Here is a 21,398-nt window from a genome sequence, read left to right as displayed (position 1 = left end):
ATCGCCATCAACCATGGTTTGCGCGGGAGTACCGCATGCAGCAGCGGCGACTCCTACTCCAGTTCGCGCAGACCCATTTCATTCAATGCCTCGCGCATCATTCCCTGCGCCGCCTCGCTGATCTTCTCGTGGTCCAGCGCATAGCGGATGGTGGCGCCAATCAATCCCAGATGGGTGCCGCAATCGAAACGCGTTCCCTGGAACCGGTAGGCGTCTACCGCCTCCTCGACCAGCAGCGTGGCGATGGCATCAGTCAGCTGTATCTCGCCACCTGACCCCGGGGTCGTGCCTTCCAGTAGCTCGAAAATCCGTGGACTGAGCACGTAACGACCGACCACGGCCAAGGTGCTGGGAGCATCAGCCGGACTGGGCTTCTCGACGATCGCGCGGATGCGCGCCTGCCTGCCGGTGAATTCGTCCGTGGCGACGATGCCGTAGCTACCGGTCTTTTCCCGCTCCACATCCTGCACCGCGATGACGCTGGAGCCGCTGGCTTCGGCGGCGTCGGCCATCTGCTTCAATGCGCCTGCGCCGCGGTTCCAGATCAGGTCGTCCGGAAGAATGACCGCAAACGGTTCATTGCCGATCACCGGTTTGGCGCACAGTACCGCGTGCCCGAGACCCAGCGCTTCGGTCTGGGTGACGAACACCGCCCTCACTCCCGGGGGAAGCGGGTTGCGCACCAGCTCCAGTTGCTCAAGCTTCCCTGCCGCCTCCAGCTTGTCTTCCAGCTCGTAGGCCTTGTCGAAGTAATCGGCCACGGCGTGCTTGTAGCGGTTGGTCACGAACACGAGCGTGTCGCAACCGGCCTCGATCGCTTCATCGACTGCGTACTGGATGAGTGGCCGATCGATGATCGGCAGCATCTCCTTGGGCACCGTTTTGGTAGCGGGAAGGAAACGGGTTCCAAGACCTGCGACCGGGAATACCGCTTTGCGAATGCGTTGGGACATCAATTCTTCCTTGAAGCGTGGGAGGGGAACGCCACCACAGTGGTGGGAGCCGCGACCGGCGCTGCATGCGAGCCGATCGGCTGGAATTCGGGAACCGTGCGCCGCAGGACGATGTCCAGCGCGGACAGGTCATAGCGGCCGACGGCATCGCGCAGCCGCTCAAGGGCTTGGTGGATCTCACTGGCTACCACGGCGCGCGGCTCCGCCTGGAGGATCTTGGGATGCGCGGTAGCACGGTAGCGCTCATCGGCGTGGAACAGGGTTTCGTGCAGCTTCTCGCCCGCCCGCAGGCCGGTGTAGACAATCGCGACATCCCGCCCTGGCTGCTTTCCGGCCAGGCGGATCATCTGTTCGGCAAGGACCCGGATCGGCACCGGCTCGCCCATGTCGAGGGTGTAGATTGCCTCCTGGCTGCCAATGGCCGACGCCTGCAGGATCAGCTGGCAGGCTTCCGGGATCGTCATGAAGTAACGCGTTACTTCCGGGTCGGTAACGGTGACCGGCCCACCTTGGCGGATCTGCTCACGAAACAGGGGCACGACACTACCCGCCGAATCGAGTACGTTGCCGAACCGCACGGTGACGAACCGGGTGCTGCGCGGATCCACCAACGACTGACAGACCATTTCACCCAGACGCTTGGTGGCGCCCAGAATGTTGCCTGGATCCACCGCCTTGTCGGTCGAGATCAACACGAAGGTGCCCACCTCCGCCTCGCGGCAGGCGCGAGCCACAGTCTCCGTCGCCAGCACATTGTTGCGAACGGCTTCGCGCAACTGCGTCTCCAGCAGTGGCACCTGTTTGTAGGCAGCGGCGTGGAAAACAGCTTCGGGCTGGGAGGCGTCGAGTGCGTGCCGGATAACCGCCGGATCCCCGCAATCGCCAAGTACCGGGATGTAGTCGAGATCCGGAAAGTCCCGGCGCAGACTGGCCAGTACCGTTATCAGCGCGAATTCGTCCTGTTCCACCATCGCAATGCGTCGTGCACCGTGGCGCGCGCATTGCCGGCACAGCTCCGAGCCGACCGAGCCACCTGCGCCGGTGACCAGCACCGAGCGCGCACCCAGCCAGCTTCGAATCGCCTTCCAGTCGGGCAGCACCTGCTGGCGTCCAAGCAGGTCCTCAATGGCGACTTCCTTCAACTGCCCCGGCAGGGATCGACCCTCAAGCGTGTCGCGCAGTCGGGGCACCATCCGGAACGGCAAGCCGGAGCGTTCACACGCGGCGACGACGCGTTGCATTTCGTTGGCGCTTGCCGAGGGCATCGCGATGACCAGAAGTCGCGCCGCGGTCTCGCGGGCAATTTCAGCCACCTCCTCCACGCCGCCAAGAACCGGAATGCCCTGGACCTTGCTGCCGCGAAGCCGGCGTGCATCATCCAGGAAGCCAACAGGCTGATACGAGCCGAGACGGCGCAGGTCACGCACCAGCGCATCGCCCGCATGGCCGGCACCAAGGATCAGGATACGTACGGATGCCGCATCCGTATGGTCGCTGTTGCTGTCCTTCCAGGCGCGATAAAGCAGACGCGGTGCGCCGAGCATGCCCATCAGCACGAACGGGTACATCATCAGCACGGTGCGGGAGACGAGCTCGAGACGGTTGTAGAGAAACAAACCGAGGACGATCGCAAACAGGCCGAGTGCACACGCCTTGAAGATATTCCATAGGTCGGGAACGCTGGCGAAGCGCCACAGCCCGCGATAGAGGCCCACCTGCCAGAACACCAGCCCCTGAGCGGCCAGCACCATCGCGATCTCTGTTGACCACAGCGGCAATTCGGGTGGCGACACCATCACACCGTAGCGAACCCGATGCAGGACCACCCACACGATCCAAACCATTGCAAGGTCGTGCACTACCACTGCCGAACGTGGCACCGCGCCGGACCACCGCTCACGCCATCTAGTCATTTGTCACCTATTGTTTTTACATGCGATTCCATTCGCTCAAGCCGCCACCAGGCTACCGATGCGACCAGATACGTGACAACACACGCCACCAGCGCCAAAGAAACCGGCGTTGCGCGCAGCACGATCATCACGGCGACAGTCGTCGCCGTCCATGATGCGTAGGCCAATGTGACCCTTGTGTGTCCGGTCGCTCGAGCCCATGCCTGATAAGCGTGGCGAGTATGCGCCTCCCACCATCGTTCCCGCTGAACCATTCGCAGCAGCAGGGTCAGGCTGGCATCCACCAGGAACGCGGACAGGGGCAGCAGCAGCCAGAGAGCGGCCGCGTCATCGGCCATTGCCGCAACCGTTCCCAGCCCGGCGAGGCAGAAGCCGATTCCGCCGCTGCCACCATCGCCGAGAAATATCCGTGCCCTTGGGAAGTTGAACGGCAGGAAGCCGGCACAGGCCGCGGCCAGCGCGCCCGCCAGAAGGCCCCACGTGCCGCCCAGCACGCAGGCCAGCGCCAGCGCTACCAGCAGTGCCTGGCTGGCGGCAAGACCATTGATACCGTCCATGAAGTTCCAGACGTTGGTCAGCGCGATCGCGGATACCAACGCAAGGACGGCCAGCCACGGGTTGCCGGACGCCATCTGCACGCTGACCGCCAGAACCAGTCCGGCGACCGCGTGGACGGCCAGGCGCAGGCTGGCCGGCAACGGCCGATGGTCATCCAACATGCCAACGGTCGCGACCATCAGCAGGCCGGCGCCGAACCCACCCAACAACCAGCGTTGCGAAGGATCCCGCATCGCCAGCGCCACGACCGCGACCAACACGGCGACAACGATGGCGATACCGCCGCCGCGTGGGGTTGCCACATCGTGGCTGCGCCGGTCTCCCGGGTGGTCAAGAAGATCGCGCTCCAGCGCGTAGCGACGCGCCAGCAGGGTCCCCGCGGCCGCGACCAGAAAGTGCAGGAGCAACCAGAAGACCAACAGGTCACACCACCGCGTAGTTCAGGAGCGGCTTGACGGTGCCCCACTCCTTGCAGCTCGGGCATTGCCAGTGATGGCTGCGTGCGCCGAAACCGCAATGATTGCAGCGGTAGCTGGGGTTGCGGACCAGCAGCTGCTCGGTGATGTGTTTCAGGTCGTGCAGCGTCGCCAGTGGATCGGCGCCTTCAGCGATGCTCAGCTCCATCAGTGCCGCCTCGCCACGTACCGACGGTCGGTCCTTGAGCTCATTGGCCAGGTAGGCGCGGGCCGCAGGAACACCGTCCTGGCTCTCCACCATTTTCGTCAGCGCCAGGACCGGGGCAATACCGCGATAGTGCTCGCACATTTCGGAAAGAAACGCCCGCGCACCTGAGCCGTCACCGGTGCGTTCATAGCACGACAGCAGCGCCGGCATTACCTCGGGCAGGTAGTCGGGGTCGGTTCGTGCAACCCGCTCAAAGGCGCGAATCGCTCCGGCATCATTGCCCGATTCCACCTCGAGCCGCCCTTCCAGCATCCCGGCACGCACCGAATTGGCATCCGCCTGATACGCACGTGCGACTGCAGCGCGCGCCGCAGCAACGTCGCCTGCCGCGCGGTGGCGATCGGCCAACTCGCATTCAAACTGGCCGATCAACTTGCCCATCGACTCGCCGGTCGCGGCCTCGTAGCGCTGGGCATTTTCAATCGCCTTGTCCCATTCGCGCTCGGACTGGTAGATGTTGATCAGGTGGCGCAGCGCGAGTGGCGCGCGCATGTCCAGATCGACCAAATCGCTGAACACGGTTTCCGCGCGATCCAGAAGTCCGGACTTCATGTAATCCTCGCCCAGCGCCAGCAGGGCCTGCACCTTCTGTTGGTCGCTCAGGCCGGGACGTTGCACGAGCGCCTGGTGCAGGCGGATGGCACGGTCGACCTCGCCACGCCGCCGGAACAGGTGGCCCAGTGCCACCTGGGTCTCGAAGGTGTCCTTGTCGAGTTCGGCGATATGAAGGAAAAGCTCGATGGCCTTGTCCGGCTGTTCATTGAGCAAGTAGTTGAGGCCGCGGAAGTAGGTGGTGGAGAGCCGGCTGACCTGGGTCGTGCTGTGCCTTTCGCCACCGCGGCGACCCACCACCCAGCCCGCAAGCGCGGCCACGGGCACCAGCACAAAGAACCAGAACCACTCGCTGATGAACTCCATCTACAGGACTTCCTTTGCCACCGATGGATCGGCGCGTGTCTGCTTCTGCACGTTCGCCAACCGTCGACGCAATGGCCAGACCACGCTGGCACTGATAGCCATCCCACCCACAATCACGCCGACGAGCAGGCAGCCGAGCATCACGATGCCGAGGTTGGATGCGAGGTGGCCAAAGCCGATGTCGATCGACACGGCCTGCCGGTTGAGTGCGCCCAGAATGGCGCCAAACGCCAGACACACAATGGCTACCAGAAATCGGATCACTCGCATGACAGTCTCCTGGTTGCTGCGTGCATGAAAATCAGATCAGCGGATCGCAGATGCGACGTCGCGCGTCTCCATCCGCCGATAGACGGCGGCGGGTTCAATCCGCCTCATCCACAGGCATCGCGTCGCTGACGCGTTCGCGCAGCTCCTTGCCCGGCTTGAAGTGGGGTACGTACTTTCCAGCCAGTGCGACCGACTCACCCGTTCGCGGGTTGCGGCCCATGCGGGGCGGTCGGTAGTGAAGCGAGAAACTGCCAAAGCCTCGAACCTCGATGCGCTCACCATCGGCGAGCGAACTCCCCATCATCTCCAGCAGGGCCTTCACCGCCAGATCCACGTCTTCGCCTTTGAGGTGCGGCTGGCGCTGGGACAGGATCTCGATCAGTTCGGACTTGGTCATGGGTGTTTGGGGTGGCTGCTTGTGGCCATTTCGAAATAGGGGGAAAAGTCTGGTTCAAACGAAGTACGGCCCGGCCAAAGCCGGGCCGTACTCATGTTGCGAACGCAAGGTAAAAGCAACAATGCGCCATCCGGAGCGGACAGCGCACCGATGCGGATTACTCGGACTTGTTGCTGTTCAACTGCTCACGCAGCAACGCGCCAAGCTTGGTCGTGCCGCTGGCCGCGTCCGCGCTCGCGCGGGTGTAGTCGGAGACGGCTTCCTGCATTTCCGCCTCGTCCTTGGCCTTGATCGACAGCTGCATGGTGCGACCCTTGCGGTCCATACCGATGAAGCGTGCTTCGATCTCGTCGCCGACCTTGAGCACCTTGCTGGCGTCGTCCACGCGCTCCTTGGAAATGTCGCGCGCAGCCACGTAGCCTTCGATGCCGTCCGCCAACTCGATGGTGGCGCCCTTCTCGTCAACTTCTGTGACCTTGCCGGTCACGATCGAGCCACGGGTGTTCGACGCCATGAACTGGCCAAACGGGTCCTGCTCCATCTGCTTCACGCCCAGGCTGATGCGCTCGCGCTCCGGGTCCACGGCCAGCACGACCGCTTCCAGGGTGTCGCCCTTCTTGTAGTTGCGGACCACGTCTTCGCCGGTGGTGTTCCAGCTGATGTCGGACAGGTGGACCAGGCCATCGATACCGCCGTCCAGGCCGATGAAGATGCCGAAGTCGGTGATCGACTTGATCTGGCCTTCCACCTTGTCGCCCTTCTTGTGCAGGACCGCGAAGGTCTCCCACGGGTTGGACGAGACCTGCTTCATGCCCAGCGAGATGCGGCGACGCTCCTCGTCCACGTCCAGCACCATGACCTGGACCTCGTCACCGACCTGCACAATCTTGGACGGGTTGACGTTCTTGTTGGTCCAATCCATTTCGGACACGTGCACCAGGCCTTCGACGCCCGGCTCGATCTCGACGAACGCACCGTAATCGGTGACGTTGGAGACCTTGCCGAACACGCGGGTGTCGGCCGGGTAACGGCGGGCGATGTTGTCCCACGGATCCTCGCCCAGCTGCTTCAGACCAAGGCTGACGCGGTTGCGCTCACGGTCGTACTTGAGCACGCGGACGTCCAGCTCCTGGCCGACTTCCACGACTTCGGACGGATGGCGCACGCGCTTCCACGCCATGTCGGTGATGTGAAGCAGGCCGTCGATACCGCCCAGGTCCACGAACGCGCCGTAGTCGGTGAGGTTCTTGACCACACCCTTCAGGATCGCGCCCTCGACCAGCTTCTCCATCAGTTGCTCGCGCTCTTCCGAGTGCTCGCTCTCAACCACCGCACGGCGGGAGACGACGATGTTGTTGCGCTTGCGGTCCAGCTTGATCAGCTTGAACTCGAGTTCCTTGCCTTCCAGGTAGGTCGAGTCGCGCACCGGGCGGACGTCGACCAGCGAACCGGGCAGGAAGCCGCGGACATCCTTGATGTCAACAGTGAAACCGCCCTTGACCTTGCCGCTGATGCGGCCGGTGATGGTCTCGTTGTTCTCGAGCGCTTCTTCCAGCTCGTCCCACACCATCGCGCGCTTGGCTTTCTCACGCGACAGGACGGTCTCGCCAAAGCCATTCTCGATGGCATCCAGCGCGACCTTGATCTTGTCACCGACAGCGATGTCGATCTCGCCGTCGTCGTTACGGAACTGCTCGATTGGCACGATGCCTTCGGACTTCAGGCCGGCGTTGATCACCACGACGTCGCTACGGACTTCGACGACGGTACCAACAACGATGGAGCCAGGCTTCAGGTTCGCGAGGTACTGCTCGCTCTGTTCGAACAGTTCTGCAAATGATTCGGTCATTAGGAAAATATCCGTGTGAACACACGGGCCGCACCGGCTGGCATCGTTTCCCACCGGGGAGAACGCAAGCAGCACGTGGTCGACCCACCCGTTGATGTGGTGCGGTGGAACTGCACCATGTGTTAGTTGGTTTATCCGCCGCGGAATTGCGACGGGATTGTTACAGCGGTTTTGCGGTGAAGCTCACTGCGCCGGAGTCATTACAGCCAGGACCCGGTCCACCACGTCGTCGATCGCCATGCCAGTGGTATCAATGGTTACGGCGTCTTCAGCCGGTCGCAAAGGTGCCACCGCACGGTTCGCGTCGCGGGCGTCACGGGCGAGAATCTCCCGCAGCAGCCCCGCAAATGTAACGGAAACCCCCTTGTCCTTCAACTGCTTATAGCGTCTTTGCGCGCGCTCGTCCGCGCTGGCAGTCAGAAACACCTTGTAGGCGGCGTCGGGGAAGATCACCGTCCCCATGTCACGGCCGTCTGCAACCAGTCCGGGCGGGCGTCGGAACGCGCGCTGCCGATCCTTCAGCACCTCGCGCACCTCGGCGATCGCTGCGATCGCCGATGCTGCCGCCCCCGCCGTCTCCATCCTCAGCTCGTGGGTGGCATCGGTGCCGTTGACGAGCACTCGCAGGCCATCTTCATCGTCTTCAAAGTCAACGCGCGTATCGAACGCGCAACGCACCAGCGCTGCCGGATCGCCCAGATCGATATCCTTCCACCCTGCGGCAACACCGACAGCGCGATAGAGCGCGCCGGAGTCCAGGTAGTGCCAGCCGAGCCGGCCGGTCACCAGGCGACTGATGGTGCCTTTGCCGGAGCCGGAGGGGCCATCGATGGTCAAAACGGGTGCGGGGTCGGGTGCGGTAACGCTTGGGCTGCTGTTCATCGCGCTATTATGCCGTCCCCCGGACGCGGCGCGGATCCCGCGCGAAGAGCTTGCAAGGTGCGCCGAACGTTCGCAGGCCTCCATAACACCCCTTTCAATCCCTGCATGCGCTTGATTGCGATGCAAATACCCGCTAGCATTGCGGGCTTGCTAATTTCCCACTGCTGCCGAGGTCTCTCATGAAGGTCCTGTCCTCCCTGAAGTCGGCGAAGGCCCGTCACCGCGACTGCAAAGTCGTTCGCCGTCGCGGCAAGGTCTTCGTGATTTGCAAGTCGAACCCGCGTTTCAAGGCGCGCCAGCGCTGATCCACGGGCGCTTCCTGCGCTTCGCCAGAAGGCCGCCTCCGGGCGGTTTTCTGCGTTCTGGAGCTTGCGTCCGGGACGGGACGTGAAGCCGATCCCGCTCCGGGTAGCCCCCACGCGGCATTCCGGCGCTTGTGCTTACAATCCCGCTTCAGAATCCGTCCAGGGAATTTAGGAAATGACCATCAAGCCCGGTATTGCCAGCCTTTCACTGCTCGCACTGATTGCGTTCGCCGCGCCCGCCTCCGCCGACACGCTTTTGATCGAGCGCGCCGAGCAGCTCAACCAGGCAGCGGTGCCTGCCCGAGGCGCCAGCATGGCCCAGGTGGAGGCACGTTACGGCGCTCCGGCGCAGCGGTTGGATCCGCGCGGCGGTCAAAAAAGCCAGTGGCCGACAATCAATCGCTGGTCCTATCCCCAGTTCACCGTCTATTTCGAGAAGGACCGCGTCATCGACGTCGTCGCGAATCAGGCCGTGAGCAGCGAAATCGGCCCGAAGCCGGCAGTGCGTTGATCCCACCTTGCAAGCGAGCCTCATGACCGAATCGATGCGCTTTCCCGCCGAGTGGGAACCCCAGTCGGCGATCCTGATCGCCTGGCCGACGGCCGAGACCGACTGGGCAGACCGGCTTGGCGAGGTCGAGGAGACCTACATTGCGCTGGTCTCCGCGATCACCCGCTTCCAGTCGGTGCTGATCTGCGTGGCCGACGAGGATGTGGAGGCATATGCCCGCGCACGATTGGCGTCGGCCCGCGTCGACATGCACCGGGTCCGCTTCATCGAAGTGGCATACGACGACACGTGGTTGCGCGATTCCGGTCCGATCAGCCTGCAGGCGAACGGTAACTTCCGCTTGCTGGATTTCCGGTTTACCGGCTGGGGCGGCAAGTTCGAGGCCAGCCGTGACGACCGACTCGTGGAAGCGCTGTTCGAGCGCGACGTGTTCCGTCACAGCAGCCGTCAGGACATCGACTTCGCCTTGGAAGGCGGCGCCATCGAAACCGATGGCGAGGGAACGCTCCTCACCACGTGGACGTGCCTGCACGAGCGTCACCCGCAGGCGTCTCGGGAGGAGCTCGAGCAGAAGCTGTCGCAGTACCTTGGGCAGCGGCGCGTGCTGTGGCTGGACCACGGCTATCTGGAGGGAGACGACACCGACGCCCATATCGATACCCTCGCCCGCTTCGCCGCGCGCGATGCGATCGTGTATCAGGCCTGCGACGACGAAGCCGATTCCCATTTCGCCCCGTTGCAGGCGATGGCGGCGGAACTGGCCGCCCTGCGCACGGTCGAAGGTGCGCCCTATCGCCTGTTTCCGCTGCCCTGGCCGGCGCCCGTCATCGACGGCGAACGGCGGCTCGCGGCAAGCTACGCGAACTTCCTGATCATCAACGGCGCCGTTTTGATGCCCGCTTACGGCGACACCAAGGATGATGAGGCCGCGGCAGTGATCGCCAGTGCATTTCCCTGCCGTGAGGTCATTCAAGTGCCTTGCCGGCCACTGATCTGGCAGAACGGCAGCCTGCATTGCATCACGATGCAACTGCCCGAAGGCGTCGTCTGACCCATGCCAGGCGTGGCGCGGATGCCGCACCCGGGCGCTCGTGCGCCCTCCATCGAACCATCGGAACCGTCATGAAAACCAGGACATTAACCGTTGCGCTGATCCAGGATCGCGCCGTTATCGACCGCGGCGCAGGAAACGCCGACGCCAACCTGGCGCAGATCGAACAGCGCGTCGCCCAGGCCGCCGGCAATGGCGCGCGCCTGGTGCTGCTGCAGGAAATCCACAACGGTCCGTACTTTTGCCAGCACGAGTCGGTGGACGAGTTCGACCTCGCCGAGCCGATCCCCGGCCCCAGCACCGACCGCCTCGGCCGCCTCGCTGCCAAGCACAAGGTGGTGATCGTCAGCTCGTTGTTCGAGCGCCGCGCCGCCGGGCTTTACCACAACACCGCCGTGGTCCTTGAGGCGGACGGCAGCATCGCCGGCAAGTACCGCAAGATGCACATTCCGGATGATCCCGGCTTCTATGAGAAGTTCTACTTCACCCCGGGCGATACCGGTTTCGAGCCGATCGACACCTCCGTCGGCCGTCTGGGCGTGCTCGTGTGCTGGGACCAGTGGTACCCGGAGGCCGCCCGCCTGATGGCGCTGGCCGGCGCCGAACTGCTGCTCTACCCCACCGCGATCGGCTACGACCCTGACGACGACCAGGCCGAGAAAGACCGTCAACGCGAATCGTGGATCATCAGCCATCGCGGACATGCGGTCGCCAACGGCCTGCCGGTGCTCAGTTGCAATCGCGTCGGGCATGAGCCCTCCCCGCTGGGCACTGCCGGGGTTGATTTCTGGGGCCACAGTCATGTGCTGGGACCACAAGGCGAGTTTCTGGCGATGGCCGGGGACACTCCGGAAATCCTGATGGCCGAGGTCGACCTGCAGCGCAGCGAGGATGTCCGGCGGATATGGCCGTTCCTGCGCGACCGGCGGATTGACGCCTACGACGACCTGCTCAAGCGCTATCGCGATTGACCCTGTTGCGCCCCGCGCGCACCCATCCACCACGGTTGTCTTTTGATGAGTGATACCCCACTGGCCACGGCGGCCGACTTTCTGCATGGACAGCCGCACGAGGTCGTCGAGCGCGACGGTGTTCGCTACACCTTGCTGGGGACGGCCCATGTGTCGCAGGCGAGCGTGGAGGCGGTGCGCGATGCCATAGGCAGCGGCCGTTTCGACGCGGTGGCCGTGGAGCTCGACGAAGCGCGTCTGCAGGCCCTATCGGACGCCGATTCCATGGCCAAGCTGGACCTGGTGAAGGTGATCCGCACCGGCAAGACGGCGATGTTCGCGGCCAACCTGGCGCTTGCGGCCTACCAGCGTCGGCTCGCCGAGCAACTGGGCGTGGAGCCCGGTGCCGAACTGAAGCGGGCCGTACTGGAGGCGCGGGCGCGGAACATGCCGGTGCACCTGATAGACCGCGATGTCGGCCTGACCTTCAAGCGTGCATCAGCCCGGCTGGGATTCTGGGGCAGGGCCAAACTCGGTGGCGGACTGCTGACGGGACTGCTGGCTGACGATGAGGTTGGCGCGGAGGAAATCGAAAAGCTGAAACAGGGCGACATGCTGGAGGCGAGCTTCAACGAATTCGCCAGCGAAAGCCCTGCGGTGTACGAGACCGTCATCGCCGAGCGGGACCGCTACATGGCTGCGCGGCTGCGCCAAATCCGCGAAGACACCAACAACGACGGATCGCGCGAGGTACTGGCCGTGGTCGGCGCCGGCCACCTGCAAGGGCTGGCCAAACACCTGCGCGAGGAAACCGCCCCTGCAGGCGCGATCCGCGAGGAACTCGAGTCCGTCGCGCCCAAGAGCAGCATCCCGTGGTTCACGATCATCCTGTCGACGGTGGTGATCGGTGGTTTTGCCTGGGGCTTCTGGCAGGGCGGTATCGACGTGGGTTCCGACCTGCTGTTGCAGTGGATCCTCGCCACCGGTCTTCTGGGCGCCCTGGGTTGCGCGGTTGCAGGCGGCCACCCGCTGAGCATCCTGGTGGCGTTCGTTGCCTCGCCGATCACCCCACTGCACCCGGCCCTGGCGTCCGGGACCCTGAGCGCGTTGACCGAGGCGTGGATACGCAAGCCCACCTACGCCGACTTCATGGCGCTTCGTGCCGACGTGCAGACCGTGCGCGGCTGGTGGCGCAACCGCGTTTCACGGACGCTGTTGAACTTCTTCCTGACCAGTCTGGGCACGGCCATCGGGGTCTGGACCGGCGGCTTGAAAATGCTGGGAACACTGTTCGGCTGATTGTCCGGTCCGGCCCCGCACAGCCAGCCGCGCGTCAACGCACCGCTTGCGGCATTTCCTTCAAACTGCTGCCTGTTCCACCGTTCCACCATCCACCCGCACTCCCCTCGCCCGGCGTGACATGCGCGCCGTTGCGTTGCGCATATCGTCGAGGATCGCGTAGATGGTCGGCAGGAACAGCAGGCTGACCAGCGTGGAGAACGCCAGACCACCGGCCACGGCGCGAGCCATCGGCGAGTAGGTCAAGCCGCCCAGAACGACGGTGTTGCTAAGCGAGATCGGAATCATGGCCAGGATGGCCGTGCCCATCGTCATCAGGATCGGCCGCAGACGCTCGCGACTGCCTTCCACCAGCGCATCGGTGCGTGACAGGCCGCGCCGACGCAGATTGTTGATGTGCTCGACCATGACGATGCCGTTGTTCACCACCACCCCCATCAGCACCAGGATGCCGATGAAGGCCATCACCGAGAACGAGGTGCCGGTCAGCCAGAACAGCCAGAACACGCCGAAGATCGAGAACACCACGCAGCTCATGATCGCCGACGGGAATACGAGCGACTCGAACACCGCAGCCATGACCACGTAGATCATCACCAGCGCGATGATCAGGTTGAACATCATCTGGTTCACCGCCTCGGCATCATTCTGGAACGAGCTGCCTTCGAAGGTGTAACCATAACCGGGAGGGAACGCCACGCTGTCCAGGGTCTGCTCGATCGCCTTGCGGGCGTCGGGCGTCGTGGCATCGCCGGCCAGGTTGGCCTTGATCACCAGCGAGGTCTGGCGGTTGGTCCTGCGGATCTCGGTGGCTGCGGCGCTGGTATCCAAATCCACCATGGCCAGCAAGGGAACCTCGCGACCATCCGGCGAGCGCACGGTGAAGGCGGCGATGTCGGAGACGTCGAACTCCTCGGCCCCGGCGAAGCGCACCCACACCGGCACTTCGCTCTGGCCACGGCTGAAATCACGCAGCTGAGCGCCGCGCAAGGCCAGGCCGACGAAGCGCGCCACCTCGTCGGCACTGAAACCGAATGCCGCGGCCCGCTCGCGGTCGACCCGCACGTTCAATTCGTTGTTGCTGTCGCCGGCATCGATGCGGACATCGCGCAACTCGGTTTGCCGGGCCAGCAGCGGCACTACGTCATTGGCCAGCGCGGTCAGCACCTCTGTTGAGTCCCCGACCAGCTGGACCTGCATGCCCTCGCCAGTGCCGCCGCCCTGGTTGCCCTGTTCGTCGATAGCGATCTTGCCGCGTGCCGACTTGGGCAGCCCCTTGCGGATCTCCTCCACCAATTCACCGGCGTCGGCGACATCGCTCTTGAAAGTAACCATGGTGCCGGCGTCGTTTCCGGCGCTGAACCAGGAGTAGATCTGGGCGATCCTGAAACGGTCGCGGTTTTCCTCCAGATACGCCTCGACCCGGGCGACCTCCTCCGACACCTGGTCCTTGCTGTAGCTGCCGTTCCAGGTGTATCCGATGTTGGTGTCGCCGCCCTGGTTGCCGCCGAACATGTCGAATTTCGTTTTCGTCATCGGCACGATGCTGAGCGCGATGATCAGGACGATTCCGGTGATGCTCCAGCCGCGGTGCTCCAGGGTCCAGCGCAGGAAGCGCGCGTAGCGTGTCTGCAGCCGACGGATCAGTCCGCGGTCGTTTTGCACCGCGGCCGGGGTCTTCATCCGCGATGACAGCATCGGGATCAGACTCACCGCAACCAGCCACGACGCCAGCAGCGACACCGAGATGGTGATCGCGATCTGCGACATGAAGATGCTGATGTTGTTGACCTCACCCAGCAGGTTCGGAACAAACACGATGCAGTGGCACAGGGTGCCCGCCGAGAGGGCGATGGCGACGTTGCGTGTGCCCACGATCGAGGCCCGCACCGGCTGGTCCGGCATCCGCTCGCGCTCCTGGTAGATGCTCTCCACCACCACCACCGCGTTGTCGACCAGCATGCCGACCGCCAGCAACAGGCCCATCAGACTGAGGACGTTGAGACTCACCCCGGCGAAATACATGAAGCCCAGGGTCATCACGAAGCAGATCGGGATGGCCAGCGTCACCATCAGCGTCGACGGCCAATGGCGCAGGAAAAAGAACAGGACCGCGACCGACAACAACAGGCCGATGCCGCCGGCCTCCGCCAACTCCAGCAGCGAGTCGGTGACGTCCTTGCCCTGATTCTCGATGACCTTGAAGTCGACGCCGCTCAGGCTTGGCTGGGTGCGGATCCGGTCCAGCTCGGCGAGGACCAGTTTGGATACCTCGACCAGGTTCGCGTTGCGCTCCTTGAAGATTTCCAGGGCCACGGCGGGACGCCCATCCAGCCGCCGACCCACATCCAGACGCGCAGAGCGCAGTTGCACATCAGCCACGTCGCCCAGGCGCAGGCCCGTGGCATTGAGCGGAAGCTCACGCAACTGTTCCAGCTGGTTGATCTCGCCGATCGGCTGTACGCGTAAACGACGGCCGCCGTCCTCGATCTGACCGGCAGACACGGAGAAGTTCGCAGCCTGCAGGCGCTGGGTCAGTTCGTTGAGATTGAGCCCATGGGCCACCAGACGATCCGGATCGATCGCCACCTCGACCTCGTTGGCCGCCGCCCCGCCGATATCCACCTTGGCCACGCCGGGAATGCGCTCCAGTGGCGTCTTGAACTCCCGGTCGATCAGGTCGTACTCGCCGCTCATGTCCATTTCGCCCGCCAGGCGAAGCCGCATGATCGGCTGGTCGGTGGTGGAGAACTTGAACACGAAATAGCGCCGAAAGTCGTCGGGCAGCTCGTCGCGGATGGCGTCAATACGCTCACGCGCCTCGGAGGCGGTGATCTCCACGTCGCGGCTCCAGTCCGAGAACGCCATGAACACCATGGCGCCGTCCGCGGACGCACGCCCCTGGATACCCTTGATGCCGCTCATCGTCGCCAGCGCCTCCTCGGCCGGGCGCAGGAGGTTGCGCTCCACCTCTTCCGGCGTTGATCCGGCATAGGGCAGCTGCACGCCGACAAACGGCGCCGACACATCAGGCAGGGCTTCCAGCGGCAGCCGCACCGCGGCGATCAACCCGATCGCCACCATCGATACGAACAGCATGATCGTGGTGACCGGCCGTCGCAGACTGATCTCGGCGATGCTCATGCAGCCGGCTCCGGATTCCCCGTGGCCACCGGCACGATGTCATCGCCGCGCCGCGCACGGTTGCGGTAGTACTCGTCCGGGCGACGGTCCAGCAGGTCGTAGACGACGGGGATGACGACCAACGTCAGCAGGGTCGACACCAGCAAGCCGCCGATCACGGTGATCGCCATCGGCGAGCGCACCTCGGCCCCCTCGCCGAACGCCAATGCCAGTGGCAGGAAGCCGAACAGCGTGCTCAGCGTGGTCATCACGATCGGACGCAGGCGCGAGCGGGCGCCCTCCACCAGCGCCTCGCGCTTGGCCACGCCGGCCTCGCGCAACTGGTTGACCTTGTCGATCAGGATGATCGCGTTCTTGGTCACCAGGCCGACCAGCAGGATCAGTCCGATGAACACCACCACCGACACCGGTGAGCGGGTCAGCAGCAAGGCCAGCACCGCGCCGACCATGGCCAGCGGGATGGTGAACAGGATCACGAACGGATGCAGCAACGACTCGAACTGCGAGGCCATGACCAGATAGACCAGGAAGATTGCCAAACCAAACGCGAACAGGAGGGAGCGGATGGAACTGGAAAGCTCCTCGCCCTGGCCGCCGATGTGCATCTGCACCTCCGCGCCCAGCGGGTTCTCCGCGACCAGCTTCTGGACTTCCAGCACCGCGCTGCCCAAATCGATGCCCTGCAGGTTGGACGAGACCACGGCCACCCGAACCTGGTCGGCGCGATGGATCTCGCTTGGCCCGGTGGTGGACACCACATCGGCCACCGAGCCCAGCCGCACCGACTTCCCACCCGCATTGATGATCAGGTTGCGGATGTCGTCCACCGAACCGCGGTCGCCCTCCTTGACCCGAACCAGGACGTCGATCTTGCGGTCGCGGAAGCTGTAACGCGTGGCCACGTCGCCACGCACCTTGGACACCACGGCATCGGCGATCTGGCGCGTGGTCATTCCGAATGCCGCGGCGCGCTGCTGGTCGAAGTGGATCTGGATTTCCGGGAAACCCTGCTCCACCGTTGAACTGACATCGGTGTAGTGCGGATTGGCGCGCAACAGGGCGGCCATCCGCTGCCCAGCCTTGCTGATCGTTTCCAGATCAGGCCCGGCAAGCTCGATCTCCAGCGGCATCGAGAAGCTGAACAACTCCGGCCGACTGAAATCGACCTGGGCGGACGGATACGCCTGCATGCTCTCGCGCAGCGCATTACTCATCGAAGCTTCCAGTCGCTCGCTGCCGCCATTGCTCATGACGATGTTGAGCTTGCCGACGTTGTCACCGCTCTCGGTCGGACTGGCATCCAGGCGGGTTCCGCTGCCGCTGACGCCGTAAAGCGCATGGATGCCTTCGGTCCCGGCATGCTTCTTCTGCAGGTCGCGCACCAGCGCATCGGTTTCCCGCAATGGCGTGCCCGGTGGCAGTTTGACCGTCATGTCGAAGCGGTCCTGGGCCAGCTGGGGGATCAGATCCGCACCCAGCAGTGGCACCAGCAGCAGCGCAAGCACGAACGCAGCGGCTGCGGAACCCAGCACCACGATCGGTCGCGCCATGGCTGCCGGCAACAACTTGAGGTAGCCCCGCTCCGCCCGCGCATACGGCGCCATCGCCAGATCGCTGGCCTTGCGCATCACCGGACCCACAACGGCAACGGTGCCGCGCCAAAAACGCACCACCAGCCAGGCGACCCCGAACAGCACACCACTGATCGCGGCACCGACTCCACGGCGCGTGGCCGCAACCGGCTTCTGCCACCTGCGCTTGGCCTGCCACTGCGGATGCGGCGGCTCTTCGGGGAAGGACTCGCCCGGTCGGCCACGCAGCGCGCTCAGCATCGGGATCAACGTCATCGCCACCGCCAGCGAGATGCCGATCGCAATCGCCACGGTCAGCGCCTGATCCCGGAACAGCTGGCCAGCGATCCCTTCGACGAACACCAACGGCAGGAACACCGCCACCGTGGTAAGGGTCGAGGCAACCACCGCCATGCTGACCTCGCCGGTGCCGACGATGGCGGCCTGGAGGATTCCCAGACCCCGCTCACGCGCCTTGGCGATCGACTCGAGCACGACGATCGAGTCATCCACCACCAGCCCGGTCGCCAAGGCCAGCCCACCCAGCGACATGACGTTGAGGCTCAGGCCCAGCTGGCCCATGAAGAAGAACGTCGTGATGATCGATACCGGCAGCGACAGACCGATCACGAAGGTGCTCCAGCCATCGCGCAGGAACAGGAAGATCACCAGGATCGCCAGCAGGCCGCCGATTACCGCGTCCATCTTGACGTCGCTGATCGCATTGCGGATGAAGGTCGACTGATCGTCGATGACGGTCAGTTCGATATCCGGCGGCACCTGTTTGCGGATCGTCTCCAACCGCTCGTGGATCGCATCCGCGGTGGCGACGGTATTGGCATCGCCCTCCTTGTAGATCGCCAGCTCGACGGCTTCGCGACCATCCAGGCGGATGATTGCCTCGCGTTCCTTGTGGCCCTGTACGACGTCGGCGATGTCCTTCAGGCGCACCGGCTTGCCGCCGGCAACCGTACTGGAGTCACTCGAGGACGCGCTCTGTACCGATGCCGCTGCAGCCATCGCATCGGCAGAGCCGGAGGCAGCAGCCACGCGAGCCATCTGCATCGCCGCATCGGCGGCCGCATTGCTCCCACCACTGCTGGTGGTCACCAGCATGTCGCGGATCTGATCCACGCTGGAAAACTGGTTCACAGTACGGACAAGGTAGCGCTGCGAGCCTTCCTCCAGGCGCCCGCCGGAGATATTGATGTTCTCCTGCGCCAGGCGCTGGGTGACCGTCCCGATCGGCAGGTTCAACTGGGACAGCTTTTCCTGGTCGACCAGCACCTGGATCTCGTCCTCCAACCCGCCGCCAACCTTGACGGCGGCCACGCCGAGCACCGGCTCGAGCTTCTTCTTGAGGTCATCGTCGGCGTAGTGGCGCAGCACTGCCAGCTGGCGTAATTCGTCCCCTTCCGTCTTGGAGGACAACGCCAGCCGGATGATCGGTTCGGTGGACGGATTGAAGCGCAGCAGTACCGGCGGCTTGGCCTCCAGCGGCAGTTGCAGGGATTCCATCTTGTCGCGTACTTCGAGCCCGGCCTTGTCCATATCGGTGCCCCAGGCGAACTCCAGCACCACGTCGCTCTGGCCCGTGCGCGAGACCGACTTGAGCTTGCGCAGTCCCTTGACCACCCCAACGGCCTCCTCGACCGGTTCGGTGATCAGGGTCTCGATCTCGGTGGGCGCCGCGCCGATGTATTCGGTACGAACCGTCAGCGTGGGATAGCTGAGATCGGGAAGCAGGTTGACCTTCAGGTTGCCCAGCGCGATGAAACCGAACAGCAGGAAGCTGATGGTGATCATCGCCACCGTGACCCGCCGGCGGGTCGAGAATTCGACCAGATTGAAGCTGCGGGCCGGATGCTGCTCCGGCAGCGGCGCGGATCGTTCCATGACGTCGCTCATCGGTCAGCCCCGGATTACTGCGCGGACGCAGGAGTCGCCGACGCGGGCGCGTCGCCGATCACCGTCACCGCGCTGCCATCCCTCAGTGCGGTCTTGCCGGCGATCACGACGCGGTCGCCCACCGCAAGGCCCTCACGGATCTCCACCCAGTTGCCGTCGGTATAGCCCAGCTGGACCGGCGCGCGACGGACCTTGTCCTGCTCGACCACGAACACCGCCGGATCGCCCTCGCCTTCAAGCAGCGCATTGCGCGGCACCACGGTCGCGTCAGCTCGCTGGTCGTAGTTGATGCTGATCCGACCGAACATCCCGGCCTGCAGGCCACCTTCGCTGTCGAAACGGGCGATGACGCGGAACGTGCCGCTGCCGGCATCGACCACCGGGGAAATCCGCGCCACCGTTCCGGTGAATGACTGGCCCGGCAGGGCGTCCACTGCAAGCGCTACCGGCAGGCCCACCGCCATCGTTGCAAGCTCACGCTCGGGAACGTTGAGGGTGGCCTCAAGGGTCGAGGAATCCACGATCCGCACGATCGGGGTATTGATCTGAATGAAATTGCCCGCCTTGGGCGGGACCGATGCAACCACCCCGTCGATCGGGGCTTTCACATCCGCATACGAAAGCTCCAGGTTGGCCATGCGGTTGGCGGCCTGCGCATTGGCGAGGTCGTAGCGGATCTGGTCATAGTCCGCGGCAGCGATGAGCTGCTCGGCAGCCATCTTTTGCGCACGCTGGAACTGGTTGCTCAACTTGCCTACCTGCGAGGCCGTCTGGGCGACCTGCAGTCGGGCACGGTCCGAATCCAGTCGAACCAGCGTCTGCCCGGCCCGCACCTTCTCCCCCTCCGACACCATCACCTTCAGCGCCACTCCAGAGGTCTTGGCAACGACCTGCGCCTCCACCGAAGCCTCCAGCGGCGCGGTGCCGGTGTAGCTGGCGGCCATGGACCGCGTTTGCACCGGTGCCACCTCAACAGTCACCGCTTCCTTTTCTTCTGCGTCACCTTTTTTCATGCCATCCGCACCGGCCGCACCGCCCTTGCAGCCCGAGAGCAGCAAGAGGCACACGAACAGAGGACCGCAGGCGCGAAGCCAGGCATTGCCGCTGGAATTGGTGCGATGTTGCATTGGAGACCCCGGTGATGTGATTTTGGAAGGACACAGCCCGGTCGCAATGCCGGTGTTGTAGATAAGTATGTCACCAACACTTCTACGCTGGAATGCGCCGAAGGTCATGCCGATGCGACCGGCGATTATCACCTGCAACGAATGGCCGTTTGCGACATCCGCGCTTCGTTGATTGATGAACGCAAGCTATACTCCGAAAATTGCGCGGCGCCCGCGGTACTTCGACACTGCCCAAGCCGGCCTGAATTTCGCCAGCCATACGAGATTGCGGATACCTATGATGCGACTGCTGACCATTGCCGCTGCCTTGGCGTTGACCCTCGCTACGGCCCCTGCCGCCGCGCAAGAGCCCTCCGACACGTCCGCCAGTGCACAGAACGGCTACGAGCTGACCTACACCTGCCAGGGCTGTCACGGGATTGACGGCTACAAGAACGCCTATCCCAACTACCACGTGCCCAAGCTGGGCGGGCAATCGGTCGACTATCTGGTCAATGCGCTCACCGCCTACCAGAACGGCACCCGCTCGCATCCAACCATGCGTGCGCAGGCCAAGGGCTTTTCCGATCAGGACATCGCCGACATCGCCGCATTTCTGTCCAACGTCAAGTAGGAACGCCGCCCCATGACGATCCGCAAAACATTCGCCATCGCACCTGCGGTCCTTGCCGCTGTCGCCGTGATCGCCCTGTCCGGCTGCTCGCAGTCGCCGGCGGATCCTTCCCGTTCGTCCTCCGCGGGGCTGCCGCAGGGCTACGTCGCTGCCGGTGAGCAGCTCGCCAACGCCAAGGGCGCGGCAACCGGCCAGTCGTGCATCGATTGCCACGGGGCTGATGGCAACGCGCCGATTGATTCGACCTATCCGGTCATTGGCGGTCAATATCAGGACTACCTTGCATACGCCCTTCAGAGCTACCGTGATGGCAGCCGCGACCACGTCATGATGTCGATGCAGGCCAAGGCGCTCACCGATCAGCAGATCGCCGACCTGTCGACCTACTTCGCATCGCGTCCGAGCAATCTGGTCAACCTGACCGGGTCGCACAAGAAGTAGCGTGCAGCGGGTGCGGAAAGCCCGCCGCGCCGTTACCTTGACCAGACAAAAGCC

Annotated in this window: 18 protein-coding genes; 7 read left to right on the top strand and 11 right to left on the bottom strand. The window is 64.1% G+C overall.

The genetic code is table 11. The features are described 5' to 3' along the window. Window positions 1–53 precede the first annotated feature (53 nt). The 8 genes from galU to cmk form a co-directional block, all read right to left on the bottom strand. Window positions 54–953, bottom strand: a complete 900-nt coding sequence (gene galU / locus KZ491_RS03110) for a UTP--glucose-1-phosphate uridylyltransferase GalU (protein ID WP_222564377.1) — start codon at window positions 951–953, stop codon at window positions 54–56. Continuing rightward, window positions 953–2,866: a polysaccharide biosynthesis protein gene (locus KZ491_RS03105; RefSeq protein ID WP_222564376.1), complete on the bottom strand. Its 1,914-nt coding sequence runs from the start codon at window positions 2,864–2,866 to the stop codon at window positions 953–955. Before KZ491_RS03105 ends, galU begins: the two co-directional genes overlap by 1 nt. Continuing rightward, complete coding sequence (locus KZ491_RS03100) at window positions 2,863–3,831, bottom strand: MraY family glycosyltransferase (RefSeq protein ID WP_246606475.1); 969 nt, start codon at window positions 3,829–3,831, stop codon at window positions 2,863–2,865. Before KZ491_RS03100 ends, KZ491_RS03105 begins: the two co-directional genes overlap by 4 nt. 16 nt (window positions 3,832–3,847) lie before the next feature. Continuing rightward, window positions 3,848–5,026, bottom strand: a complete 1,179-nt coding sequence (lapB, locus tag KZ491_RS03095; RefSeq protein WP_222564375.1) for a lipopolysaccharide assembly protein LapB — start codon at window positions 5,024–5,026, stop codon at window positions 3,848–3,850. Beyond that, window positions 5,027–5,296: a lipopolysaccharide assembly protein LapA domain-containing protein gene (locus KZ491_RS03090; RefSeq protein ID WP_222564374.1), complete on the bottom strand. Its 270-nt coding sequence runs from the start codon at window positions 5,294–5,296 to the stop codon at window positions 5,027–5,029. Between the two features lie 94 nt (window positions 5,297–5,390). After that, window positions 5,391–5,693, bottom strand: a complete 303-nt coding sequence (locus KZ491_RS03085) for an integration host factor subunit beta (RefSeq protein WP_222564373.1) — start codon at window positions 5,691–5,693, stop codon at window positions 5,391–5,393. 157 nt (window positions 5,694–5,850) lie between these two features. After that, window positions 5,851–7,542 carry a 30S ribosomal protein S1 gene (rpsA, locus tag KZ491_RS03080; RefSeq protein ID WP_222564372.1) on the bottom strand — a complete coding sequence of 564 codons (1,692 nt, stop codon included), beginning with the start codon at window positions 7,540–7,542 and terminating at the stop codon, window positions 5,851–5,853. A gap of 183 nt (window positions 7,543–7,725) precedes the next feature. Further along, window positions 7,726–8,424 carry a (d)CMP kinase gene (gene cmk / locus KZ491_RS03075; RefSeq protein WP_222564371.1) on the bottom strand — a complete coding sequence of 233 codons (699 nt, stop codon included), beginning with the start codon at window positions 8,422–8,424 and terminating at the stop codon, window positions 7,726–7,728. A gap of 179 nt (window positions 8,425–8,603) precedes the next feature. Between cmk and ykgO the strand changes: the two genes are divergently transcribed. The 5 genes from ykgO to KZ491_RS03050 all read left to right on the top strand — a co-directional run bounded on the left by ykgO (window position 8,604) and on the right by KZ491_RS03050 (window position 12,540). After that, the gene (ykgO, locus tag KZ491_RS03070; protein ID WP_010342887.1) at window positions 8,604–8,729 is read left to right on the top strand and encodes a type B 50S ribosomal protein L36; all 126 of its coding nucleotides are present in this window, start codon (window positions 8,604–8,606) and stop codon (window positions 8,727–8,729) included. Window positions 8,730–8,904: 175 nt separating this feature from the next. Further along, window positions 8,905–9,240, top strand: coding sequence for a hypothetical protein (locus KZ491_RS03065; RefSeq protein WP_222564370.1), 336 nt, complete (start codon window positions 8,905–8,907; stop codon window positions 9,238–9,240). Window positions 9,241–9,262: 22 nt separating this feature from the next. Further along, entirely contained in the window at window positions 9,263–10,291 is a 1,029-nt protein-coding gene (locus tag KZ491_RS03060) for an agmatine deiminase family protein (RefSeq protein WP_222564369.1), read from the top strand. Between the two features lie 71 nt (window positions 10,292–10,362). Further along, window positions 10,363–11,262 (top strand): carbon-nitrogen hydrolase, encoded by a 900-nt coding sequence (locus KZ491_RS03055; protein ID WP_222564368.1) that lies wholly within the window; start codon window positions 10,363–10,365, stop codon window positions 11,260–11,262. Window positions 11,263–11,307: 45 nt separating this feature from the next. Next, entirely contained in the window at window positions 11,308–12,540 is a 1,233-nt protein-coding gene (locus KZ491_RS03050) for a TraB/GumN family protein (protein WP_222564367.1), read from the top strand. Window positions 12,541–12,600: 60 nt separating this feature from the next. Here the strand turns inward: KZ491_RS03050 and KZ491_RS03045 are convergent, their stop codons facing one another. Genes KZ491_RS03045 through KZ491_RS03035 form a run of 3 tightly spaced genes read right to left on the bottom strand, consistent with a single transcriptional unit; the run spans window position 12,601 to window position 20,290 of the window. Next, entirely contained in the window at window positions 12,601–15,684 is a 3,084-nt protein-coding gene (locus KZ491_RS03045; protein WP_222564366.1) for an efflux RND transporter permease subunit, read from the bottom strand. Then, window positions 15,681–19,151: an efflux RND transporter permease subunit gene (locus KZ491_RS03040; protein WP_246606474.1), complete on the bottom strand. Its 3,471-nt coding sequence runs from the start codon at window positions 19,149–19,151 to the stop codon at window positions 15,681–15,683. Before KZ491_RS03040 ends, KZ491_RS03045 begins: the two co-directional genes overlap by 4 nt. 26 nt (window positions 19,152–19,177) lie before the next feature. Next, window positions 19,178–20,290 (bottom strand): efflux RND transporter periplasmic adaptor subunit, encoded by a 1,113-nt coding sequence (locus KZ491_RS03035; RefSeq protein WP_222564364.1) that lies wholly within the window; start codon window positions 20,288–20,290, stop codon window positions 19,178–19,180. Between the two features lie 277 nt (window positions 20,291–20,567). Between KZ491_RS03035 and KZ491_RS03030 the strand changes: the two genes are divergently transcribed. After that, the gene (locus KZ491_RS03030) at window positions 20,568–20,903 is read left to right on the top strand and encodes a c-type cytochrome (protein WP_425493071.1); all 336 of its coding nucleotides are present in this window, start codon (window positions 20,568–20,570) and stop codon (window positions 20,901–20,903) included. Between the two features lie 12 nt (window positions 20,904–20,915). After that, complete coding sequence (locus KZ491_RS03025; protein WP_222564363.1) at window positions 20,916–21,344, top strand: c-type cytochrome; 429 nt, start codon at window positions 20,916–20,918, stop codon at window positions 21,342–21,344. The last annotated feature ends 54 nt before the right edge of the window (window positions 21,345–21,398 follow it).

It is taken from the genome of Novilysobacter antarcticus, from assembly GCF_019802285.1.
Taxonomy (GTDB): domain Bacteria; phylum Pseudomonadota; class Gammaproteobacteria; order Xanthomonadales; family Xanthomonadaceae; genus Novilysobacter; species Novilysobacter antarcticus.
Note: the sequence above shows the minus strand (reverse complement) of the source record. Positions and strands in the feature narration are given on the sequence as shown.